Origin of the sequence: Parabacteroides sp. AT13, assembly GCF_002272965.1 — a bacterium.
GTDB classification, from domain to species: Bacteria; Bacteroidota; Bacteroidia; order Bacteroidales; family Tannerellaceae; genus Parabacteroides; species Parabacteroides distasonis.
Genome location: NZ_NQMH01000001.1, coordinates 3,187,604 through 3,208,867 on the forward strand (window position 1 = coordinate 3,187,604; position 21,264 = coordinate 3,208,867).

Sequence of the window (21,264 nt, forward strand, 5' to 3'; positions counted from 1 at the left end):
AGAATTTAGTATATCCATAGTTTAATAGTTTGATTAAAAGTTTATTTATCGCAAAGTAAGTATATTAATCTCATTTAAGCAAACGATACGCGGTTTAAATGAGAAGGTACGAAAAATATTGCTTATCTTTGCATTATACATTAATATCCAATTGTGTAATGAATAAACAATCTGTCATATCTCTTCTTCGGAAAGCAAAGCAGCCTTTGTCGCAGAGTTGCGGTGTAAAGCAGTTGGGGCTTTTTGGCTCTACTGTTCGTGAGAGCAATACGGAAAGTAGTGATGTGGATATATTGATCGACTTTGAGGATGATAAAGAGACTTATTCCAATTTCCTTTTGGCTTGTGAGATATTAGAGAAGCTTTTTGACAGATTGAAAGTGGATATAGTCACGCTTAAAGGGTTAAGCCCTTTTATTGGCCAGCAGATATTAAAGGAGGTAGAGTATGTGTAAGACCCCTATCGCTTATTTGCTGCATAGTAGGGCTTTATGCGATTTTGGCTGTGTGCGACCTCTGTTTTATGGGAGAACCATGGTGCCGATACCTGCATAACGTGGGGATTATCGTGGGGTGCGTGTGCTTTATCAGCCTCACGGCGACCTGTTTGGAGCGAGGGCTTTGTCGGGTAAGCGGTTTTCTGGCGGGGAGCAGCTTCTTTGTTTATGCTTATCATGGGATGCCGTTGGCGTTGGCTATCAAGGTGGTGGTTCGGTATCTCCCTCCGGGGTCTGAGTTAGAGGTGATAGGCTTGTATTTGGGATCTGCCTGTGTGGTGATAGGGATCGGACTCGCTTTGTATGGCGGGATGAGGCGGTGTGTCCCTTCCTTTTTATTGCTGATTACTGGTGGACGATAGTTCTCATCACTAAAATGGCTTGTCTGCGTAATTCGCTTATTCGTGGCTTTTTGCTTGGGATGGGCGCTTTTCGCTGACAAGCCATTCCTTTGAATAGACTGAAATAGCGGGAATAGAGGGGAGAAAAGAGAGGATTTGGTTGTCTTTTCATGCTGCGGATAGGCATTGTAAGGTTGTTACGATCCAGTTGTAGGGTGTTTACGGCGGCGTTGTTAGTTGCTTTCGACTACGAATGCTATTGTTTTCGAGTGAAAAGTCTATTGTTTTCGAATAAGAAGTCTATTGTTTGTATGTTTGAGGGTGATAAGAGACGGGAATCCTCGCTAGAATAAAAGCTCCAAAAACGATATATCCTTGGAAGATAACTAATTGCGGATTTTTATTCTCAAATATGGAAACCGACTGTACTCTGGGGCGAAATATTCGATTCTCTGGAGCTTTAGAATACAAAATGTCAGAATGTCAAATTGGGCAATCTTCTATTATTAACAAAGGAAATCTCATTATCTTAGGGCAATGTCATATGTTGTAGAGACGGGGCGTGCCCCGTCTCCCGTATCATGTGCGATGGATTCATGTTTCTTTGGCTATGGATGAAATTTGGTATGGTTGCCTTGTTTTTATCTGAATAATAAGGCTGGATTGGAAATAAATATCTACTTTTGTGCTCTAAAACATTAAAGTAAACGAAAATAGAAAGATGGCTGCAACGAAACGAATGAAACGTGCCTTGGTCTCTGTGTTTCACAAAGACGGGCTGGACGAAATCCTAAAGAAATTGCATAGCGAGGGTGTGAGCTTTGTATCAACAGGTGGTACTCAATCATTTATCGAGTCATTGGGTTTGCCTTGTGATGCGGTAGAGGACTTGACTTCTTATCCGTCTATTTTGGGCGGTCGTGTGAAGACGCTTCATCCGAAGGTGTTCGGTGGTATCTTGGCTCGCCGCGAGAACGAGAATGACCAGAAACAATTAGCCGAATATGAGATCCCGGAGATCGACTTGGTTATCGTTGACCTATATCCTTTCGAGGAGACTGTCGCTTCCGGCGCTGAGGAACAAGCGATTATTGAGAAAATAGATATAGGCGGTATCTCTTTGATACGTGCCGCCGCGAAGAACTTCAAGGATGTGGTAATCGTAGCTTCCAAGGCTCAATACCAGCCGTTGATGGATCTTTTGAACGAGAAGGGCGCTGAGACAAGCATCGAGGATCGTAGATGGTTCGCCAAAGAGGCGTTCGCCGTTTCCTCGGGTTACGACTCCGCTATCTTCAATTATTTTGATGGCCGCGAAGGTTCCCATTTCCGTGCAACGGTAGATAGTCCGATGCATTTGCGTTATGGCGAGAATCCTCATCAAGCCGCTAAGTTCTATGGTAAGTTTAACGATATGTTCGATCAAATCCATGGAAAAGAGATTTCTTACAACAACTTATTGGATATCGACGCTGCCGTGAACTTGATCGATGAGTTCGACGAGCTGACGTTCGCTATCTTAAAACATAATAACGCTTGCGGTATCGCTTCCCGCGGTAATGTGGTTGAGGCTTGGAAAGAGGCTTTGGCCGGTGACCCGGTTTCCGCTTTCGGTGGCATCTTGATCACGAATACTACGATTAACAAGGAAGTGGCCGAGGAAATCAACAAGATTTTCTTCGAGGTGATTATCGCTCCGGCTTACGACGCTGACGCGCTGGAGGTACTTCAACAGAAGAAGAACCGTATCATCTTGATCCGTAAGGATTGCAAGACTTGCCCGATGCAGTTCCGTTCTTTATTGAATGGTGTCTTGATGCAGGAGAAGGACTTGAGCATCCAAGGTAAGGCTGATTTGGAGCCTATGACGGATAAGCAGCCGACAGCCTCGGAGGTTGAGGACCTGTTGTTCGCCAACAAAATCGTGAAGAACAGCAAGTCCAACGCGATCACCTTGGTGAAGAACAAGCAGCTTTGCGCCAGCGGTATCGGGCAGACCTCTCGTGTGGACTCTTTGAGACAAGCCATAGAGAAGGCTAAATCATTCGGCTTCGACTTGAATGGCGCCGTGATGGCTTCCGACGCTTTCTTCCCGTTCCCCGATTGCGTTGAGATCGCAGACCAAGCAGGTATCACGGCCGTAATCCAGCCGGGAGGCTCTATCAATGATAAGTTGTCTGTCGAGTACTGTAACCAACATGGTTTGGCTATGGTGAAGACAGGTGTTCGTCATTTTAAACATTAATAATAAGACTAATGGGATTGTTTTCTTTCACACAAGAAGTTGCCATAGATTTGGGTACCGCTAATACCATTATCACGTGTAATGATAAGATGGTGGTAGACGAACCTTCGGTGATTGCTTTGGATGCTCGCTCGGACAAGGTGCTGGCTGTCGGTAAGGTGGCCCGTGAGATGTACGAGAAGACGCACCCGAATATTCGTACCGTACGACCGCTTCGTGAGGGAGTTATCGCGGATTTTTACGCTGCCGAGCAAATGATTCGCGGCTTTATCAAGATGGCGAGCGGAAGGAAGCGCTGGTTCGCTCCGTCCTTACGTATGGTGATCGGTATCCCTTCAGGTAGTACGGAGGTAGAGATACGTGCCGTGCGAGACTCTGCCGAGCATGCCGGTGGACGTGATGTGTACATGGTTTTTGAGCCGATGGCTGCCGCTATCGGTGTCGGTATAGATGTCTTGGCCCCCGAGGGTAATATGATCGTGGATATAGGCGGTGGTACTACCGAGATCGCTGTCATCTCCTTAGGTGGTATCGTGTCGAATAAATCAATCCGTATGGCGGGTGACGATTTAACGGCTGATATCGTGGAGTATATGCGTCGCCAACACAACGTGAAGGTGAGTGAGCGTATGGCCGAGCGTATCAAGATCAACGTGGGTTCCGCGCTTACGGTATTGGAAGACGCTCCGGAGGATTACGTGGTTCACGGCCCGAATCAGATGACTGCCTTACCGATGGAGGTACCCGTCTCTTATCAGGAGATTGCCCACTGTTTGGATAAGTCTATCTCGAAGATAGAGGCGGCTATCTTGAGTGCCTTGGAGCAAACCCCTCCCGAGTTATATGCCGATATCGTGAAAAACGGTATCTATTTGGCTGGCGGTGGCGCTATGCTTCGCGGTTTGGATAAGCGCTTGCGGGATAAGATGAATATCCAGTTCCATATCGCCGAGGATCCGTTGCATGCCGTGGCGAAAGGTACGGGAGTCGCTTTGAAGAATATTGAGAAGTTTAATTTCTTAATCCGATAAGAGTAAATAATTGAGAATTGAGAATTGAAAGTTGAAAATTAGCAAGCCGATAGGTCTGGTTCTTTTCAATTTTCAATTCTCAACTTTCAGTTTTCAATTCCTATGCGTAAGTTACTAGAATTCCTGATCGGGAAGAGGCATTGGTTTTTGTTCATTCTGCTTGAGGCTGTTTCGTTGATGTTGGTCTATCGTAATAACGCGTACCAACGGAATATTATATTCAGCTCAGCGAATGTCGTGACAGGATATATCGCCTCGATATCCGGATCTGTCACTTCTTATTTGAATCTTCGGGATATCAATAAGGAGTTATTGGAGCGTAACGGACAGTTGGAATTGCAAATGCTGGATCTGCAAGATCAGTTAGATGCGCTGATTGCGGATACGGTTAGTTTTAAGGGATTTGCGCCGGATTCGACGGAGCAATTTCCTTATTCGTTTGTCGTGGCGGATGTAGTGAACAACAGTGTCACGCATTTGTCTAATTATATTACCGTGGATAAAGGGAAGCTGGACGGGATCATGCCCGATATGGGAGTTGTCTCGGAACGAGGTGTGGTGGGTATCGTATCGACGGTTTCCGATCATTTCTCCGTGATCATTCCGTTGCTGAATCCTAAGTTCCGGTTGAGTTGTAAGGTATTAGGTAGTAGTTATTTCGGGTCATTAAGCTGGAATGGACGCAATACGCTGTACGCCAACCTCGATGAGTTGCCGCGCCATGTGGAGTTCCAGAAAGGCGATACGATCGTGACGAGCGGTTACTCAGCCGTATTCCCCTCGGGTATTATCGTAGGTACGGTCGCTGATTTCGAGAAACAACACGATGATAATTTCTATTCATTACAGGTAGAGTTGGCTACGGATTTCCAAGCGTTGAACAACGTGCGTATTATCAAGAATTTCCGTCAGACGGAGCAAATTGGTGTAGAACAAGAGGCGAAAAGAAATGATTAATAATTTACTGCGTGGTTTCATATATTTCGTGGTGTTTGTGTTGATTCAGGTCTTGATCTTGAACAACATTCATTTCTTGCGGATCGCTACCCCGTTTCTGTATCTCTATTTCATTATTAAGATGCCGGTCGGTAGCTCACGGACGCAAGTCGTTTTCTTCTCTTTCATAGCCGGGGTGGTTATCGATACATTCAGCAACACACCGGGTATGCATGCGGCCGCCTGTACATTGGCGGGATTTTGCAGGGAGCCGTTAATCCGTGTATTCATGGGGAAAGATTTGCCGGAAGGTATTTACCCGTCTTATAAGACCTTTGGTTTCGGAGGCTTTTTCCGATATGTGTTATCGTTTGTGTTGATACAACATACGACTCTTTTCGCGATTGAGTCGTTGACTTTATTTGACCCGTTGTTTCTGGTTGTCCGTATCCTCTCGAGCGTGGTGATGACAACCTTATTGATTTGTACGGTAGAAGCATTCAATATAGAGTCTCAGAAAAGTGGAGAATAATACCAAGTATGAGTTTGAGAACAGGCGCTATGTCTTAGGTGGGGCGGTGATCCTGTTGGTTATCATCTTTATTATCCGTTTGTTCATCCTTCAGGTGGTCGACAACGATTATAAAGCTTGGGCGGATAGTAACGCTTTCTTGAAAAAGACCTTATATCCTTCCCGAGGCATGATGTACGACCGTAATGGTAAATTATTGGTCTATAACCAGCCCGCTTACGACGTGATGCTTATCATGCGTGAGATACAGCCTTTCGATACCCTCGATTTCTGCGATGTGCTGGGCATCACGAAAGAGCAATTCCTCAAACGTATAGCGGATATTAAGAACCGGCGGTTAAATCCCGGTTATTCTTCCTATGTCCCTCAAGTATTTATGAACCAGCTTTCCGCGCAGGAATATGGCGTGTTGCAGGAGAAGTTATACAAATTTCCCGGCTTCTATATACAGAATCGCACGATCCGCCAATACGAGTATCCCAATGCCGCTCTTGTGCTGGGAAATATCGGCGAGGTAAACCGGAAAGATATAGAGAGTGACTCTTATTATACACAAGGCGATTACTCCGGCAGGACCGGGATCGAACAATCGTACGAGGAATATTTGCGGGGCGTGAAGGGTGTCGAGATCCTGTTGCGTGACGCTCACGGACGTATCAAGGGGCGATACGAGGAAGGCCTGCACGATATCCAGCCGGAATCCGGCAAAAACTTGAAATTATCCTTGGATATGGACTTGCAGGCTTATGGGGAGAAGTTAATGCAGAATAAATTAGGGGGTATCGTGATGATAGAGCCGGAGACAGGGGAGGTGCTTTGTATGGTTTCCGCCCCTACGTATGATCCGAGTATCTTGATCGGGCGCCAGCGGGGAAAGAACTACGTGGCTTTGCAGAAGGACCCGTTGAAACCTCTGTTCAACCGTCCGCTCATGGCGCAATATCCTCCCGGATCTACTTTTAAACCGACCCAAGGTTTGATCTTCTTGCAAGAAGGTGTGATTACCCCGGAAACTCAATATACCTGTGCGCATGGATACACCTTCCGGGGTGGTAAGCCGGCTTGCCACGGGCATCCGTCTCCTCTGAATCTGGTCGGGGCGTTGGCGACCTCTTGTAACTCTTTTTTCCCTTGGGGACTGCATGATATGATCGACAGCCGGAAGCGATATCCCTCGGTACAGGAGGCTTTTGAGGTTTGGAAGAATCACATGGTCTCAATGGGATATGGCTATAAGTTGGGAATTGATCTTCCGGGAGAGAAGCGAGGGTTCATTCCGAATAGTAAGTTCTACGATAAGGTGTACCGGGGACGTTGGAATTCCAGTACGGTTATCTCGATCGCTATCGGTCAGGGTGAGATATTGGCTACGCCTTTGCAAATCTGTAATTTGGCGGCTACTGTCGCTAATCGGGGATATTATATTACTCCGCATGTCGTAAAAGAGATTCAAGACACTCCGCTGGATACATTATATAGTAAGAGGCATTATACATCGGTGGATACGCATTATTATAGTTATATTGCCGAGGGTATGCGAGGGGCTGTTACGGGAACCGCTTATGGTGGAACCTGTCGTGGGGCGGCTTTACCGGATATCGAGGTTTGTGGAAAGACGGGAACGTCGGAGAATCCGCATGGTAAGGACCATTCTATTTTTATGGGATTCGCTCCTTATCAAAAGCCGAAGGTCGCCATTGCCGTGTTTGTGGAAAACGCCGGATTCGGTGCTACCTATGCGGTGCCTATCGGTAAATTGATGTTGGAGAAATATTTGAAAGGAGAAATATCCGAGGCTAACAAGGCGACGGAGGAATATATTATGAATGCCGTAATACTACCGAACAATGCGCTATAGGAAAACGGAAATATGGAAGTCGGTAGACTGGATTACCATTTTGTTGTATTTGATTATGGTAATCGCCGGTTGGTTTAGTATTTGTGGGGCGAGCTACGAGTTTGATAACGTTGGCTTGTTCGACCCGTCGGGCCGTCCGGGGATGCAGATGATTTGGATCGGTACCTCACTCGCCCTTATTTTCGTCATATTGATGCTGGAAAGTGACTTCTTCGATATATTCGCCTATCTGATCTATGCGTGCGTGATCGTATTGTTGATCGCCACTATATTTTTAGCACCTAATATCAAGGGATCGCATTCTTGGCTCGTATTGGGACCTATCCGTTTGCAACCAGCGGAGTTGGCTAAGTTCGCTACCGCTTTGGCCGTGGCGAAGTTTATGAATGGCTATGGCTTTAAGCTAACGACGGTCAAGAATTTCTCAATCACTTTGTTCTTGATCTTCTTGCCGATGGTTTGTATTCTTTTACAGAAAGAGACGGGGTCGGCATTGGTTTACTTGGCATTCTTCCTGATGTTATACCGGGAAGGAATGACTGGATATATTTTGTTGATAGGAGTTTGTGCGGTCGTCTTTTTCGTTACGGGAATGAAATATTCAGAGGTGATGGTGGGTATTACCCCATTGGGTGAATTAATCGTCTCTTGCCTTGTCTTATTAATAACCATGGGATTAGTTGGGAGTGTCCGTAAGGATTATATAAGCGTTAAGATCATGCTTGGGGGAATTGCTTCGACATTCTTGATCGGGTATGTCGTTTCTTTGTTTGTCCCGGTAAACTTCGCTTGGATATCGATAGGCTTGGTAGGAGCCGCGTCAATCTATTTATTCTATTTATCCATTCGAAACTGGGTATGGCATTATGCGTTAATCGCTCTGTTCGCTTTAGGTTCTATCTGTTTCCTATTTTCTGTGGATTATGTGTTTAATGACATATTGGAACCTCACCAACAAATTCGTATTAAAGTCTCTTTAGGCTTGGAGGATGATCCAAGCGGGGCGGGGTATAATGTGAATCAGTCCAAGATCGCTATCGGTTCCGGAGGATTATCCGGAAAAGGATTCTTGAATGGGACGCAGACCAAATTGAAGTATGTGCCGGAACAGGATACGGATTTTATCTTTTGTACGGTAGGCGAGGAGCAAGGCTTTTTGGGAGCCTCTGCCGTATTGATCGTATTCGGACTTTTTATTCTTCGTCTGATTGTATTGGCGGAGCGGCAAGATAATGCTTTCGGGCGAGTCTATGGCTATAGCGTAGCCTCCATATTCTTTTTCCATCTGGCGATTAATGTCGGCATGGTGACGGGATTGACTCCGGTTATCGGCATTCCCTTGCCTTTCTTTAGCTATGGAGGTTCCTCGCTTTGGGGATTTACGATCTTATTGTTTATTTTTCTTCGTTTGGACGCTTCTCGGAAGGAGCGTTAGTGGAAGAAGGTAAGACCCGTAAGCCGATTTCCTGAATGCCCGGAAGTTGGTCGTTACGCATCCCCTGCCGGAAGCTAAAGGTATATTGCCCTTTAACGGGGAAATAGTAAGCAGACCGTATCGGGAAACTGGATTGAAACAGGGAGATCCCGTCCCCATACCATTTCCCAAACTCATCAGCTAACATACATTCGATCGTATCCCTTTTTAAAGGACCTATCGGAAGTTCCTCGCTGCAAAATACCCATAGGTTCTGATATGGATACATATTATTGTTCCGTACTTCCAAGGTTAGGTCGTACGGAATCGATATATCCTTAATCAAGAAAGTGAAATAGTACTCCTTATCCTTCTCCCACGAGGTGTTTTGGATAGCTTGATACTGATCGTATACAGCTTCATTCTCGCAAGAGAAGCATAAGAAGCATGTTACACAGGCGGCAATGAACTTTTTAAGCCTCAGGCTTTGTCTCTGGCCTATTCTCCGTTTTATCAGGTCTGGCCTGTTTGATCGGTTGCTGAGGTTTGTCATTATTCGCAGGCTTGTCATTGTTGGATTGCTTATCGTTATTAGCTCTCGGCCTTTGTTTCGGGCGATTGTTTCGGTTGCTCTCCCTGTTATTATCACGGTTGTTCTCCCGATTCTCCCGACTGTTTTCCCGGCTATTATCTTTGTTATTCTCCCGGTTATTCTCTCTGTCCCGGTTATTCTCACGATTGCTATTCCTATTATTTCCTCCGTTGCGGCGATTATTGCCACCGGCTCCGTTTCCTCCGTTGTTCTTATTCTCAGAAACAGGTGCGTCGGTGTTGGTAACTGCCGTCGCGGTGGTGTTAGCTCCGTTCCCGTTTCCATTGTTCTCGCCATTATTCTTGTTGGCAGGACGTTTTTTCTTTTTCTTTTTAACAGAGTCGAAACGTGTGACGCTTTCTTGCCCAAGAATATCTTGAGCGTCTCGTTTCGGTGGTTGTGGCTTCGTATCCGCCTCTAGAGATATCGGCTTCATGCCTTTCTTATTCATGTTAATGACATCGAAAGCACGGCTTGCCGGAATCGTGATAAGATTAGCCGCAAATGATTTATCCGTAGAATAGGTAATTTCCCGTTTGAAAATATCCGTCTTGAAATGATAGTAATTATTATCTTTGGTCTCCAAGACAATCTCCCGGGAAGGAAGGCGTTTCTGGGCTTCCACATATGTATCTACCTCATAATTGATACAACATTTCAATTTAGCGCATTGTCCGGCCAATTTCTGGGGATTCATGGAAATATCTTGATAACGGGCAGCTCCGGTAGCGACCGATACAAAACTTGTCATCCAACTGGAACAGCAAAGTTCTCTACCGCAAGGGCCGATACCACCGATACGTCCGGCTTCTTGACGAGCACCGATCTGCTTCATCTCGATACGAACACGAAAAGCCTCCGCTAGCACTTTAATTAGTTGACGGAAATCTACACGTTCATCCGCTATATAATAAAAGATCGCCTTATTACCGTCACCTTGATACTCTACATCACCGATTTTCATATTCAATCCTAAATCGGCAGCGATTTGCCGCGAGCGAATCATAGTGGCATGTTCCTTTGCTTTCGCTTCCTCATATTTCTCGATATCGGTCGGTTTTGCCTTTCGGTAAATCCGTTTTGGCTCAGCTTCCGTGCGCACGTTGTTCTTCTTCATTTGCAGCAGAACCAATTTTCCCGTTAAAGAAACCGTACCGATATCATGACCGGGACTTGCCTCTACGGCTACTATATCACCTTTTTCCAAAGGTATTTTAGCACTATTCAAGTAATACCCTTTGCGGGTATTTTTAAATTGAACCTCTACGAAGTCAGTCGAGCCTTCCGCGTCGGGTACATCGCACAACCAATCATAGGTATTCAGTTTATTGTTTTGCCTTTTGCTGCAACCTTTGCAGCCCATATGGCTACTTCCTTTATCTAATATGAAATCCATTTATTTTTAATTTGTAAGAGGGCCATCGACATAACCACCCAATTTATCTAAATATGCAAAAATAGTGATTTATTCCCATTCAAAATCATAGTTATGATTTTTTCAGTTATAAAAAAAGACCCGAAGATAGGTGTTATACCTAACCTTCGGGCCTTTTCTTATATATTTACACGATTAGTCTACCAACCCATGGCTCTTGAATACCTTGTGGATTGTTTCCAAAGCGTAATCTAGTTGCTCTTTCGTGTGGGTAGCCATAAGGGAGAAGCGGATCAGTGTATCCTCGGAAGCAACTGCGGGAGCTACTACCGGGTTTACGAAGATTCCGGCCTCAAATAATTCTTTTACGATAAGGAATGTCAAGTCGTTGTCACGGATAAACAACGGGATGATCGGGGTAGAAGTATGTCCGATCTCACAACCCATGTTACGGAAACCATCCAATGCGTAATGAGTCAAATCCCATAAATGTTGGATACGTTCCGGTTCGCTTAACATAATATCTAATGCCGCGTTCGCTGCGGCAGTAGCGGCAGGCGTATTGCTTGCGCTAAAGATATAGGAACGGGAGTGGTGACGTAAGTAATTGATAACCGGTTCGTCTGATGCGATAAAACCACCGATAGAAGCGAAAGACTTACTGAAAGTTCCCATGATCAAATCAACATCGTTCGTAACGCCGAAGTGATTACAAGTACCGCGGCCATGATCACCGAATACACCGATACCATGAGCCTCGTCAACCATTACACTTGCGTTATATTTCTTTGCGAGAGCTACGATTTCCGGTAATTTAGCGACATCACCTTCCATGCTGAAGACACCGTCGATAACGATAAGTTTCACCTTGTCTGGCTCGCATTTCTGGAGTTGTTTCTCCAAGGAGTCCATATCGTTATGCTTGAATTTCAATTTCGTGGAGAAAGAAAGACGATGTCCTTCGATAATGGATGCATGATCCAACTCATCCCAAAGGATATAGTCCTCACGTCCGGTGATACAGGATACAACACCTAGATTAACTTGGAAACCTGTAGAGTATACGATGGCGTCTTCTTTACCAACAAATTCTGCTAAACGTTTTTCCAACTGGAGGTGTAAGTCCAACGTTCCGTTTAAGAAACGTGAGCCGGCACAACCTGTACCATACTTTTTAATGGCCTCGATCGCTGCTTCTTTTACTTTAGGATGATTGGTTAATCCTAAGTACGCATTAGAACCAAACATCAAGACTTTCTTCCCGCTGATTAGAACTTCCGTGTCCTGATCGCTCTGGATTTCCCTGAAGTAAGGATAGATTCCCATTGCCATGGCTCTTTGAGGAGCGTCGTACTTTGCTAGTTTCTCTTGTAAAAGTTTCATATTATTATAAAAGAGAATGATTTATCTCGCTATTTATTTATTCTAATAAAGAACACAGGTTCGCCGCATACATAATCCCATGTTTCGGCAAATCCAGCCGCAAAAATAGTAAAAAAATAACTTATAGTAGTCGAAATGCTTTAAAAGTTTTATAAAAGCATTATTTTTGTCCTCTCAAATAAAAAAGAAGAAGTGAGGATGAGCGAACGGGATATAAAAGTACAAGCTATCATAAACCCTATATCAGGTGTAGGGTCGAAGCGCAAGATACCTAAGATGATCGAAGGGATCTGCTCGAAAAAGAACTGTTCGTTAAACATTTCTTTTACAGAGTATGCAGGCCATGCCAGCGAGTTGACTCGGCAAGCCATAGAGGAGGGAGCTGAATATATTTTGGCGGTAGGCGGTGACGGGACGGTGAATGAGATAGCGAGAGCTATGATCCATTCGAATGCGATCTTAGGTATCATCCCGAAAGGTTCGGGCAATGGCTTAGCTAGAGAATTGCACATACCGATGGACGTGAAAAGAGCTATCGATCTGATCGCGAAAGGGCATGTTACGACGATAGATTGCTGCCGGGCGAACGGACAGGTCTTTTTCTGTACCTGTGGAGTCGGTTTTGATGCCGCCGTCAGCCAGAAATTCGCGAATGAGAAACGGCGCGGCTCTCTTACTTATATAAAGAATACGATAGAGGAGTATCTGAGCTATAAGCCTGAGCCTTATGAATTGGTGGTGGATAATCAGACGATCAAGGAGAAGGCGTTTCTAGTCGCTTGCGCGAATGCTTCGCAATATGGTAATAACGCGTTTATCGCTCCGCACGCGAATATACAGGACGGACGGATGGACGTTACGATCTTATCCCCTTTTATGCCATTGGATATCGCTCCTTTGGCCATTCAATTGTTTACCAAACAGATTGATCGGAATAGTAAGATTAAGACGATGAAAGCCCAGCAAGTCACGATTATTCGCCAACATCCGGGCGTGATGCACTTGGATGGAGAACCGATCATGGCAGATCGCCGTATCGATATTACGGTGGAACCAAAAGCCTTACATGTGCTGACTCCGGAGGTTGTGTCTTTCACCAAGGAGGTACATAATTTATTTGACGAGGTAACTCGCTTCTTCGATAAAAAGCTTCCTTACATTTTCAAGTAAAAGTCTTTAGCTATAGCGGTGAATTCTTCGCTATATCGATGCCGCTCGATTTCTAGAGTCAGATGAGACGACTTGGGCTTTGCTACCGGCGTCGCTGAGAGTTCTATTAATAAACGCTTAGGAGGGGCGTCCGGTATGGGGGAAACGTGGGCTTCTCTCGATGGAGACAAAGACTCTTCTCGAGCGATGTCTATTAAAGACTCCCGTTGCTCGAAGGGAAGCACCAAGGCGATATTTCCTTCGGGTGCCAACAGTTTGCGGCTATCACGCAATAAATCCGGGAGTGATAGAGTATCCGTATGCCGGGCTAGATTACGTTTAGTATCCGGGCATTTCAATGAATCAATAAAATAGGGTGGGTTGGATACGATCAAGTCATATTTGATATTCTCATCCGGCATATATTCGGAGAGCGAGGTTTGATAGACTTGTATCCGGTTGGCGAAAGGCGATTTCGCGATGTTTTCCTGAGCTTGTAAACATGCGTCTGAATCTATATCGATAGCGTCTAAAATCGCGGTGCTACGCTGCGCCAGCATGAGGGCGATCAATCCCGTTCCGGTTCCCACATCCAAAATCCTCTGACATCTCTCTGTGCTAGCCCATGCCCCAAGCAAAACGCCATCCGTTCCGACTTTCATGGCACATTTATCGTGCCATACCGTAAATTTCTTGAATTGAAAATAAGGATTTGCCATATCTCTATCGATTGTATGCCGCGAAATTAGTAAGAATTGAATGAAAAGCTGTAACTTTGGCACGTTTATTGTATTAACATATACAATGATGAATGTATATATGAAAGAAAAGACGAGAGTATTTTGCCAGAATTCGTTTGATGACTTGGATGACAATATTGGTATCGTAATGCCAATTCTTACAGAATGCGATGTAGATGAGGATTTCACAGAAGGAATAGAGAAAGTTGGAGACACTATACCCATTCTTCCGTTAAGGAATATGGTACTCTTTCCGGGTGTTGCCTTGCCGGTGATTATCGGGCGTCCTAAATCGATGCGCCTGATTAAAGAGGCTGTACATAAAAAGAGTTTGATCGGAGTTGTTTGCCAGAAAGAGATGGGTACGGAAGATCCTATCTTAGAGGATTTATATACAACCGGGGTAATCGCTGACATCGTTCGTGTCTTAGAGATGCCGGACGGTAGTACTACTGTTATTCTTCAAGGTAAGAAACGCTTTGAATTGAATGAGTTGACCGAGACAGATCCGTATCTTTCCGGTAAGATCACCGTGTTGGAGGACACGAAGCCGGACAAGACAGACCGCGAGTTCGAGGCTTTGATCTCAACGATCAAGGATTTGACCATCAAGATGCTTGGGGCCGTGGCTGAACCTCCCCGGGATTTGATCTTCTCGATCAAGAATAATAAGAATGTCTTGTATGTGGTCAATTTCTCTTGTAGCAATATACCGAGTGGATCGGCCGAGAAACAGCAATTGTTATTGATCGGGGACTTAAAAGAGCGTGCGTATCGGTTACTTTTTATCTTGAACCGCGAGTATCAGCTGGTGGAGTTGAAAGCTTCCATCCAGATGAAGACACATGAGGATATCAATCAACAACAAAAAGAATATTTCCTTCAACAGCAAATCAAGACGATTCAAGAGGAATTGGGCGGGAATATCAATGAGTTGGAGATAAAAGAATTACGGGAGAAAGCCAGTCGTAAGAAATGGCCTGCCGAGGTAGCGCAGGTCTTTGAGAAGGAATTGCGAAAATTGGAACGATTGCATCCGCAATCTCCGGATTATTCCGTACAGACGCAATATGTCCAGAATATCGTTAACTTGCCGTGGAACGAGTATAGTAAGGACAATTTCAACTTATCTCATGCCCAGAAGGTCTTAGATCGTGATCATTATGGTTTGGAGAAGGTGAAAGAGCGTATTATCGAGCATCTGGCGGTATTGAAGCTGAAAGGGGATATGAAATCTCCGATTATCTGTTTGTACGGTCCTCCGGGAGTCGGCAAGACTTCATTGGGGCGTTCCATCGCAGAGGCTTTGCGCCGCAAATATGTACGTGTTTCTTTAGGTGGATTGCACGATGAGGCCGAGATCCGCGGACATCGTCGTACCTATATCGGCGCTATGTGCGGACGTATCATCCAGAATATACAGAAGGCGGGAACATCGAACCCTGTCTTTATCTTAGATGAGATCGATAAGATCACGAATGATTTCAAGGGGGATCCGGCATCCGCTTTATTGGAGGTCTTGGACCCGGAGCAGAATAATGCGTTTCACGATAATTATCTGGATATCGATTACGATTTAAGCAAGGTGATGTTTATCGCTACCGCTAATAATTTGAATACGATTTCCCAGCCATTGCTGGATCGTATGGAACTGATCGAGGTGAGCGGTTATATCATGGAGGAGAAGGTAGAGATCGCAGCGAAGCATCTCGTGCCTAAGCAGATGGATGTACACGGCTTGAAGAAAGGTTCCGTGAAATTCCCCAAGAAAACCTTACAAGTGATCGTTGAAGCCTATACACGCGAGAGCGGTGTCCGGGAATTGGATAAGAAAATCGCCAAAATCATGCGTAAGCTAGCCCGTAAGGTCGCTAGCGACGAGCCTATCCCGACGAGCATTAAGCCGGAGGATTTGTATGAATATCTAGGGGCGGTCGAATATTCCCGCGATAAATATCAAGGGAATGACTATGCCGGCGTGGTTACGGGATTAGCTTGGACGGCTGTTGGTGGTGAGATTCTTTTCGTGGAGTCGAGCTTAAGTAAAGGTAAGGGATCAAAGCTTACTTTGACCGGGAATCTGGGGGATGTGATGAAAGAGTCTGCCATGTTGGCACTTGAGTATATCCATGCGCATGCGGCTCAGTTTAATATCAACGAGGAGTTGTTCGAGAACTGGAATGTGCATGTCCACGTACCGGAGGGGGCGATCCCGAAAGACGGACCGAGTGCCGGAATAACGATGGTGACTTCTCTTGTCTCCGCCTTTACTCAGCGTAAGGTGAAAAAGAACTTGGCTATGACAGGCGAGATCACGTTGCGTGGCAAAGTGCTTCCCGTGGGAGGTATCAAAGAGAAGATCTTGGCGGCTAAACGTGCCGGGATTAAGGAATTGATTCTTTGCAAGGAGAATGAGAAGGATATCAATGAGATCAAACCGGAGTATTTGAAAGGCTTGGTGTTCCATTATGTGAGTGATATTCAACAGGTGGTGGATCTTGCGTTGCTGAGAGAAAAGGTGGATAATCCCTTGTTCTGATAACGACTTTTTAGGCATATATAGGTGTGGGCTTATACGTATATACGTGTAGGCCCATATTAGTATTGGCGTAAGCCTATACGTATATACGTGTGGGCCTACGCCGATATAGGTGTTTTTAAGGGAAGCGTATACTTTTATTTAGAGCATTTCTGTAAGAATTCCAAACTGTTGCGTATCTCTTGGATATCGGATTTGAAATCATCGTACTCAATGGAGATAAGCCCGTTGAAATGCTGACGCTTCAGCTCGTTGACGAACGCTTTTACGGGTAAGATCCCGGTTCCCCATGTGGCGTCTTCCATCTTGTCGGTGAGGTCTTTCAAATGCGCCACCTTGATGCGTCCGGATAACTTCTGGAGATTCTTGAGCGGATCTTCACCCACCCGTTTCCAATGGCCGATATCGGCGCATACTCCCATCAAGGGAGAACGGCCTTTCAGCGCTTTCTCTACCACCTCGGCACTTGCGTAAATGCATGGACTCGGATGGTTATGGATCGCTACCTCCATATCGTACTTCTTGGCGAGGGATTCGATGTAGTCCAACTGGTTTAACTCCGGTTCGACAGTCACGATATGTGCGCCTATTTTATGAGCGAATGCGAAGAACTTATCCCATTCCTCGTTAGTCCCATAAGAGGCTACACCAAAGGCGATCGGCTTGATTCCCCTTTTCTTGAACTCATGGCGTAATAAAGCGCAGTCATCATCGCTCAAGTCGTAATTTAAATACGTCTCTTTTGGGAACGGAGCGCCCAATTCTTGGAAAAAGAAAGCCTCCGCATACCCCATGCCCAGTTGTTGGGTCTTATCCAAGGTCTCCATCAACGTAAGATTGTGGAAAGTCCAAGTCTGTATACCCACTTTCCAGTCCGCTTTTTGCGCCGCCAGCTGTACGGCCTGCCCAAGGAGCATGACCGTACATAGTGCTAATATAATATATCGTTTCATACTTATACCGGCATTTCCGGAAGGCTCCAGCCTTCACGATAGGTATGTCTGATATATTCGTTGGCAGCCTCTAGCGCATTGAACTCCGCGTATTTCGTATCGAAATAGGGGTGACCGTCTATCACCTTGAAATCATCGCTGGTTACGATCTTCAATACGTCGGAAGAGGATATGTTGGTGAAACGCATGTTTTGGGCGTCCCACATCAATTTCTTGTTCAAGCCTTGCAGACGGATCGCCAATACGCCTAATAACACCATCTCGTTGAATGGTCCGGAATAAGCGAAGTTGGAAGTTCCTTCCACACGGTTCTCAGGAGATTCTTTACAAGCACGGATCCAGTCTTGCTCATGGAAACCGTCGAAGTATCCGGTAGCGTTCGGGATACGGCGCAAATAAGGGGTTACTTGAGGTACACGGCCGGATAATAACCGGGAGTTGAAACCTCCGCAATCGCAGATCAACGTGTCTTTAGTACCTACGAAGATACATCCACCCAAACCGTCACGCATCATATCTACGCCATCCGGTAATAAGTCCGGACGCTGAGGAAGCATACCGCCATCGTACCAATATACTTTCACCTCCGGTAAGGCTACCTTTGGAAGATTATCACGAGCCGGGAAGCGGAATTCTACCACCTCCGATTGAGGAGCGGATTCCGTATTGATCTGGGTAGAACGGCCTTGTACGCGATCCGGATAACCTAACTTCAAGGATTGGTAAACCGGATCGAGCACGTGGCAAGCCATATCTCCGAAAGCTCCGGTTCCGAAATCCCACCATCCACGCCAGTTCCAAGGGGTATAGATCTCATGGAACGGACGCATGGCGGCCGGGCCGATAAATAAGTCCCAATTCATCGTCTTCGGACAACGTTGTTTTTCGGTTGGGCGCTGTAATCCTTGCGGCCAGATCGGACGGTTGGTCCATGCGTGTACTTCTTTTACTTCACCGATCTCTCCGTTCCAGATCCATTCGCATAATTGACGTACACCATCGCCGGAGTTCCCTTGGTTACCCATCTGGGTCGCTACCTTATATTTAGCGGCGAGTTTTGTCAATAAACGGCTCTCGTAAACGGAGTGGGTAAGCGGCTTTTGGCAATATACGTGCTTCCCCATTGTCAAGGCGGTGGCTGCGATCGTGGCATGAGTATGGTCCGGAGTAGCTACCATGACACCGTCGATCTGGTCACCCAACTCATCGAACATCTTCCGCCAGTCCCAATAACGTTTAGCGTCCGGGAATTCCTCGAAGCAGTTCTTCGCATATTTCCAGTCGATATCGCAAAGCCCGATGATGTTCTCGGTTTTCATGCCGACCAAGTTTGGGTGGCCTTTACCACCGATACCGATACCGACAATATTCATTGTATCACTTGGTGCCTTATGGCCTAATCCAGCGATCGTTTTAGAGGGGACGATTGTTAGACCAGCTGCCGCTACGGCTGCTTTTTTCAGAAAATCTCTTCTTGATTCCATGTTGTATAATTTGTTTTTTAGTAGTTACTGTTAGAAATTGAAACAGGAGGTTACCATTCTATGATCCGAAGGGTAAGGGGAGACTACCACGTCCGAGGTGGCCTCGCTTTCGCCTGTGATAAATGAGTCTGTTACCTTACATCCGGAATATAGTACGAAATCCAGACGGTCTAGTATTTCTTGTTCGCTAGGAACGGGAGTCCATGTATAGCCGGGTGTGGAGACCTCGTCCGGATGGATTGTCCGGTAGGAGTCGTTCATCCCGATCTCAGAGAAAGCCTTGGTTGCCGGCCACTCCACCTTGATCTTGTGGATACCGGCATCGGCGGCCCGTTGTGTCCAGTCCAAGAAAGAAGGCTCGTTAAAATCTCCTGTTAAAAAGACAGGATAACCTTCTTTCATGACTTGCTGTATATCCTTTTGATAACGAGTTACTTCTTCACGCCGGGCCTCGTTGGCGAACCGGACAGCTTCTTCCTCGGTATCGATAAACGGATAATCGCCATAAGGAATCCCATTCAATTGATAAGGTTGATACGGAATATAATATAGATGGCAATTAAACATCCAGCAGAATTTGTCTTTGCCTACTTGTATCTTCACCCCGTAGCGGGAAGCCGTACTGTCGACGACCGGATAACGAGATAAGATATAATGTCCCTCCCCTTGGTTGAAAAGGTGGAAACCTAGGGATTCCGCGATTTCCGGTACATGATCGTGCTTGATGCCGTCTTCTTCATAGATATGCCCTTCTTGGATTCCTACGATATCCGTCTGGCTAGCCTCGATCACTTTCGCTGTCTGGCTAGGGGGAAGCTTTCCCCCTAGGGTATTCAACCAAATATTGAAACTGCTGACTTTTACCGTTGCCGGCTTGTCGCTACATGCGCTCAATGCACAACAAAGTATGGCTACGCAGCATAAAATTTCACTTATCTTCCTCATGTTTCTCTGGTATTTACAGGAACAAATATATTAAATGTCCCGTTCTTTTCACTACTAAGACTTCTTAATTTATTTTACCATCGGCCAAGGAAACTTCGATACAAGCTGGATGCGTTGACCTGTAGCTTGTGATTTTCGGGCGGCCTCGATAATCTCTAATACGTGTAACGCATGCTCGACATTTATACGTGGTTCCGTGTTTAATGCCATGTGTTTGCTGATATCGGAAGCTCCTTCTTGCCAAACATAGCCATTGGTGTCCGGAACGAAACGTTGGGGTACCGGATGATCCATCGTCGATAAGTCCACCCCGTTTGGTGCCCAGTCGTAACCTACCATATGCATATTGCCGTGTGAACCGTATAAGGAGATCGTCGCTTTCTCCTGTCCTTTACCTAAATGTCCGTATGGATCGAAATAATTGAAACCACACTCGATATGAGAAAGGACTCCCTTTTCGTGTTCCATGATAATCATGGCATTATCTTCTTCTCGAACTTTGATTTTGCCCTTATCGTCTACGGTTCTCTCCGGGGTTACGATTGTAGTCATGGCAACAACGGATTTAGCCGGTCCCAATAATCCGGTTAGGGTAGCGATGTTATAGACTCCTAAGTCGGGCATACTGCCACCTAGCGGTTCGTAGAAGAAAGCGGACCAAGAAGGACCTTCATGCCCGTAATGTCCGTGCGCACATGCCAGATTACCTAGGGTTCCTTTATTGATTTGTTCGGCCATAAAGGCAAATTGAGGACTGTTTACAACGGCAGGCGCACCCCAGATACGAAGTCCCTTGCTCGTAGCGAGATCGTATAATTCTTTGCCTTCCTTATAGGAATTCGCCAAAGGTTTCTCGCTCCAGACATTTCTTCCCGCCATCAAAGCCTTACGGTTCAACTCTCCGTGAACCTGCATATCGGTCAATGTAAGCATCAAGTCGAACTTGGAACCGCTAAGCATATCATCGATATGCTTGTACCATTTAGGTATATTATATTGCTTGGCCGCCTTTTGAGCACGATCCGGTTTGATATCGCAACAAGCCACGATTTCTACATACGGGCATTTCGATATATGGGGAAAATATTGGGTAGATACACTTCCGCAACCGATAACGGCTACTTTCACCTTTTTACCTTCCGATTCGAATTTCTCCGCATAGGCGGAAAGAGGGGATAGTAGTGACGCTAGACTTGCTGCGGCAGATACTTTAAAGAATTCTTTTCTATTCATGGCATTGATTTCTTAAT

General features: G+C 45.7%; 18 protein-coding genes. 10 read left to right on the forward strand and 8 right to left on the reverse strand.

Annotation, left to right across the window (positions count from 1 at the left end):
• Positions 1-158 precede the first annotated feature (158 nt).
• From CI959_RS13405 to rodA, 8 genes are all read left to right on the forward strand, one after another.
• Positions 159-455, forward strand: a complete 297-nt coding sequence (locus tag CI959_RS13405; protein ID WP_005854828.1) for a nucleotidyltransferase family protein — start codon at positions 159-161, stop codon at positions 453-455.
• 68 nt (positions 456-523) lie between these two features.
• Positions 524-859 (forward strand): hypothetical protein, encoded by a 336-nt coding sequence (locus tag CI959_RS13410; protein ID WP_008780188.1) that lies wholly within the window; start codon positions 524-526, stop codon positions 857-859.
• Positions 860-1,559: 700 nt separating this feature from the next.
• The gene (gene purH, locus CI959_RS13415; RefSeq protein WP_005854829.1) at positions 1,560-3,083 is read left to right on the forward strand and encodes a bifunctional phosphoribosylaminoimidazolecarboxamide formyltransferase/IMP cyclohydrolase; all 1,524 of its coding nucleotides are present in this window, start codon (positions 1,560-1,562) and stop codon (positions 3,081-3,083) included.
• Between the two features lie 11 nt (positions 3,084-3,094).
• Positions 3,095-4,114: a rod shape-determining protein gene (locus CI959_RS13420; protein ID WP_005854830.1), complete on the forward strand. Its 1,020-nt coding sequence runs from the start codon at positions 3,095-3,097 to the stop codon at positions 4,112-4,114.
• A 102-nt stretch (positions 4,115-4,216) separates the two neighbouring features.
• Complete coding sequence (gene mreC, locus CI959_RS13425) at positions 4,217-5,071, forward strand: rod shape-determining protein MreC (protein WP_005864901.1); 855 nt, start codon at positions 4,217-4,219, stop codon at positions 5,069-5,071.
• Positions 5,064-5,582: a rod shape-determining protein MreD gene (mreD, locus tag CI959_RS13430; RefSeq protein WP_009275822.1), complete on the forward strand. Its 519-nt coding sequence runs from the start codon at positions 5,064-5,066 to the stop codon at positions 5,580-5,582. The genes mreC and mreD overlap by 8 nt, the downstream gene beginning before the upstream one ends.
• Positions 5,572-7,440, forward strand: a complete 1,869-nt coding sequence (gene mrdA / locus CI959_RS13435) for a penicillin-binding protein 2 (protein WP_011966623.1) — start codon at positions 5,572-5,574, stop codon at positions 7,438-7,440. The genes mreD and mrdA overlap by 11 nt, the downstream gene beginning before the upstream one ends.
• Positions 7,430-8,875, forward strand: a complete 1,446-nt coding sequence (gene rodA / locus CI959_RS13440; protein ID WP_005854836.1) for a rod shape-determining protein RodA — start codon at positions 7,430-7,432, stop codon at positions 8,873-8,875. The genes mrdA and rodA overlap by 11 nt, the downstream gene beginning before the upstream one ends.
• Here the strand turns inward: rodA and CI959_RS13445 are convergent.
• The 3 genes from CI959_RS13445 to CI959_RS13455 all read right to left on the reverse strand — a co-directional run bounded on the left by CI959_RS13445 (position 8,835) and on the right by CI959_RS13455 (position 12,204).
• A complete protein-coding gene (locus CI959_RS13445; RefSeq protein WP_272059594.1) occupies positions 8,835-9,425 on the reverse strand; it encodes a gliding motility lipoprotein GldH in 591 nt (196 codons plus the stop codon). The genes rodA and CI959_RS13445 overlap by 41 nt on opposite strands.
• The gene (locus tag CI959_RS13450) at positions 9,328-10,842 is read right to left on the reverse strand and encodes a regulatory iron-sulfur-containing complex subunit RicT (RefSeq protein WP_010183701.1); all 1,515 of its coding nucleotides are present in this window, start codon (positions 10,840-10,842) and stop codon (positions 9,328-9,330) included. The genes CI959_RS13445 and CI959_RS13450 overlap by 98 nt, the downstream gene beginning before the upstream one ends.
• Before the next feature lie 174 nt (positions 10,843-11,016).
• Positions 11,017-12,204 (reverse strand): aminotransferase class I/II-fold pyridoxal phosphate-dependent enzyme, encoded by a 1,188-nt coding sequence (locus CI959_RS13455; RefSeq protein WP_005854840.1) that lies wholly within the window; start codon positions 12,202-12,204, stop codon positions 11,017-11,019.
• Between the two features lie 198 nt (positions 12,205-12,402).
• Between CI959_RS13455 and CI959_RS13460 the strand changes: the two genes are divergently transcribed.
• Positions 12,403-13,374, forward strand: a complete 972-nt coding sequence (locus CI959_RS13460; protein WP_005854843.1) for a diacylglycerol kinase family protein — start codon at positions 12,403-12,405, stop codon at positions 13,372-13,374.
• On the opposite strand, the gene CI959_RS13465 is transcribed toward CI959_RS13460, so the two are convergent.
• Positions 13,359-14,072 carry a tRNA1(Val) (adenine(37)-N6)-methyltransferase gene (locus tag CI959_RS13465; protein ID WP_036612898.1) on the reverse strand — a complete coding sequence of 238 codons (714 nt, stop codon included), beginning with the start codon at positions 14,070-14,072 and terminating at the stop codon, positions 13,359-13,361. The two genes, CI959_RS13460 and CI959_RS13465, sit on opposite strands and share 16 nt — an antisense overlap.
• Positions 14,073-14,160: 88 nt before the next feature.
• On the opposite strand from CI959_RS13465, the gene lon reads away from it, so the two are divergent.
• The gene (lon, locus tag CI959_RS13470; protein ID WP_005854849.1) at positions 14,161-16,632 is read left to right on the forward strand and encodes an endopeptidase La; all 2,472 of its coding nucleotides are present in this window, start codon (positions 14,161-14,163) and stop codon (positions 16,630-16,632) included.
• A gap of 137 nt (positions 16,633-16,769) precedes the next feature.
• Here the strand turns inward: lon and CI959_RS13475 are convergent, their stop codons facing one another.
• From CI959_RS13475 to CI959_RS13490, 4 genes are all read right to left on the reverse strand, one after another.
• Positions 16,770-17,585 carry a sugar phosphate isomerase/epimerase gene (locus CI959_RS13475; protein ID WP_034527255.1) on the reverse strand — a complete coding sequence of 272 codons (816 nt, stop codon included), beginning with the start codon at positions 17,583-17,585 and terminating at the stop codon, positions 16,770-16,772.
• 2 nt (positions 17,586-17,587) lie between these two features.
• Complete coding sequence (locus CI959_RS13480) at positions 17,588-19,069, reverse strand: Gfo/Idh/MocA family oxidoreductase (protein ID WP_005864916.1); 1,482 nt, start codon at positions 19,067-19,069, stop codon at positions 17,588-17,590.
• Between the two features lie 30 nt (positions 19,070-19,099).
• Positions 19,100-20,014: an endonuclease/exonuclease/phosphatase family protein gene (locus tag CI959_RS13485; protein ID WP_005854855.1), complete on the reverse strand. Its 915-nt coding sequence runs from the start codon at positions 20,012-20,014 to the stop codon at positions 19,100-19,102.
• Positions 20,015-20,083: 69 nt separating this feature from the next.
• A complete protein-coding gene (locus CI959_RS13490; RefSeq protein ID WP_005854857.1) occupies positions 20,084-21,247 on the reverse strand; it encodes a Gfo/Idh/MocA family protein in 1,164 nt (387 codons plus the stop codon).
• Between the last annotated feature and the right edge of the window lie 17 nt (positions 21,248-21,264).

Bases quoted from the DNA above. Each gene is read 5' to 3' on its own strand.
- CI959_RS13405 (WP_005854828.1), top strand. From the start codon at position 159: ATGAATAAACAATCTGTCATATCTCTTCTTCGGAAAGCAAAGCAGCCT.
- CI959_RS13410 (WP_008780188.1), top strand. From the start codon at position 524: ATGGGAGAACCATGGTGCCGATACCTGCATAACGTGGGGATTATCGTG.
- purH (WP_005854829.1), top strand. From the start codon at position 1,560: ATGGCTGCAACGAAACGAATGAAACGTGCCTTGGTCTCTGTGTTTCAC.
- CI959_RS13420 (WP_005854830.1), top strand. From the start codon at position 3,095: ATGGGATTGTTTTCTTTCACACAAGAAGTTGCCATAGATTTGGGTACC.
- mreC (WP_005864901.1), top strand. From the start codon at position 4,217: ATGCGTAAGTTACTAGAATTCCTGATCGGGAAGAGGCATTGGTTTTTG.
- mreD (WP_009275822.1), top strand. From the start codon at position 5,064: ATGATTAATAATTTACTGCGTGGTTTCATATATTTCGTGGTGTTTGTG.
- rodA (WP_005854836.1), top strand. From the start codon at position 7,430: ATGCGCTATAGGAAAACGGAAATATGGAAGTCGGTAGACTGGATTACC.
- CI959_RS13445 (WP_272059594.1), bottom strand. From the start codon at position 9,425: ATGACAAGCCTGCGAATAATGACAAACCTCAGCAACCGATCAAACAGG.
- CI959_RS13450 (WP_010183701.1), bottom strand. From the start codon at position 10,842: ATGGATTTCATATTAGATAAAGGAAGTAGCCATATGGGCTGCAAAGGT.
- CI959_RS13455 (WP_005854840.1), bottom strand. From the start codon at position 12,204: ATGAAACTTTTACAAGAGAAACTAGCAAAGTACGACGCTCCTCAAAGA.
- CI959_RS13460 (WP_005854843.1), top strand. From the start codon at position 12,403: ATGAGCGAACGGGATATAAAAGTACAAGCTATCATAAACCCTATATCA.
- CI959_RS13465 (WP_036612898.1), bottom strand. From the start codon at position 14,072: ATGGCAAATCCTTATTTTCAATTCAAGAAATTTACGGTATGGCACGAT.
- lon (WP_005854849.1), top strand. From the start codon at position 14,161: ATGAATGTATATATGAAAGAAAAGACGAGAGTATTTTGCCAGAATTCG.
- CI959_RS13475 (WP_034527255.1), bottom strand. From the start codon at position 17,585: ATGAAACGATATATTATATTAGCACTATGTACGGTCATGCTCCTTGGG.
- CI959_RS13480 (WP_005864916.1), bottom strand. From the start codon at position 19,069: ATGGAATCAAGAAGAGATTTTCTGAAAAAAGCAGCCGTAGCGGCAGCT.
- CI959_RS13485 (WP_005854855.1), bottom strand. From the start codon at position 20,014: ATGAGGAAGATAAGTGAAATTTTATGCTGCGTAGCCATACTTTGTTGT.
- CI959_RS13490 (WP_005854857.1), bottom strand. From the start codon at position 21,247: ATGAATAGAAAAGAATTCTTTAAAGTATCTGCCGCAGCAAGTCTAGCG.